Origin of the sequence: Sphingomonas sp. CCH5-D11 (assembly GCF_001557395.1) — a bacterium.
Taxonomy (GTDB): Bacteria; Pseudomonadota; Alphaproteobacteria; order Sphingomonadales; family Sphingomonadaceae; genus Sphingomonas.
This window is the reverse complement of sequence record NZ_LSKH01000209.1, coordinates 1-1,312: the sequence shown is the minus strand read 5'-3', so window position 1 is coordinate 1,312 and position 1,312 is coordinate 1. Positions and strand designations below refer to the sequence as shown.

At 66.2% G+C, this 1,312-nt stretch carries 1 protein-coding gene; it reads right to left on the bottom strand.

From position 1 onward, the window contains the following. On the bottom strand, positions 1-1,083 hold a 1,083-nt coding region (gene topA, locus AX702_RS12940), incomplete at its 3' end, for a type I DNA topoisomerase (RefSeq protein ID WP_082746247.1). Between the last annotated feature and the right edge of the window lie 229 nt (positions 1,084-1,312).

Below are 1,312 nucleotides of genomic sequence, written 5' to 3'. Positions count from 1 at the left end.
GAGGCGGGCGTGGTCGCCCGAGCCGACGCGATCGCGGCTGAAATCGGTCGGGCGGATCGCCTCGTGCGCTTCCTGCGCATTCTTCGCCTTGGTCTGATATTGGCGTGGGCGATCCGGGACATAGCTCGCGTCATAGCGGTTGGCGATCGCGCCGCGTGCGGCATCGATGGCGCTGCCGTCCATCTGCACGCCGTCCGTCCGCATATAGGTGATCGCGCCATCCTCGTAGAGCTGCTGCGCGATCCGCATCGTGTGATCGGCGGAGAAGCCGAGCTTGCGCGCCGCCTCCTGCTGCAGCGTCGAAGTGGCGAAGGGGGGCGGCGGATTGCGCGTTGCGGGCTTGGTCTCGACGCGCTCGACGGCGAAGCGGCCGGCCTCGACCGCGGCCTTGGCCTTCAGCGCGTCGCCCTCATTGCCGATCGAAAGGCGATCGAGCTTCTTGCCGTCCCATTGCACCAGCCGCGCGGTGAAGGGCGTGCCGTCCTGCTCCATGGCGGCAGTGACGGACCAATATTCCTGTGCGCGGAACGCCTCGATCTCACGCTCGCGATCGACGATCAGGCGAAGCGCGACCGACTGGACGCGCCCCGCCGACTTGGCGCCGGGCAGCTTGCGCCACAGCACCGGCGAGAGGGTAAAGCCGACGAGATAGTCGAGCGCGCGGCGGGCGCGATAAGCGTCGATCAGGTCGGTGTCGAGTTCACGCGGATTGGCCATCGCCTGCGTCACCGCAGGCTTGGTGATGGCGTTGAAGGTCACGCGATCGACCTTCTTGGGCAGCGCACGGCGCTTGGCCAGAACCTCCTGCACGTGCCATGAAATCGCCTCGCCCTCGCGATCAGGGTCGGTGGCGAGGATCAGGCGATCGGCATCCTTGGCGAGATCGGCGATCGCCTTCAGCTGCTTCGCCTTGTCGGCGTAATTTTCCCATTCCATCGTGAAGCCGGCATCGGGATCAACCGAGCCATCCTTCGCCGGCAGGTCGCGAACGTGACCGTAGCTCGCAAGGACGCGATAGTCCGAGCCCAGGTACTTTTCGATGGTCTTCGCCTTGGCGGGCGATTCGACGATGACGAGTTGCATTGGCGCCTAACTAGGAAGTCTCACACGTACGCGCGAGGGTGAGGGGCACGGCGAGGTGCCGTCAAGCCGCCGGCGCCTCGTCGCAATCAGCCGATAGTGTCGTTCAGCTTCACCGCGAGGACAAGAGCACGCGCGGCCGGCAGCCGTGTCGATATGGCGCGATCCGGCCGCCATTTGCGGTCATGAGCGGCGATCATCGGCCGCGACCAGCGCGCCGTCAGCCTGTTCC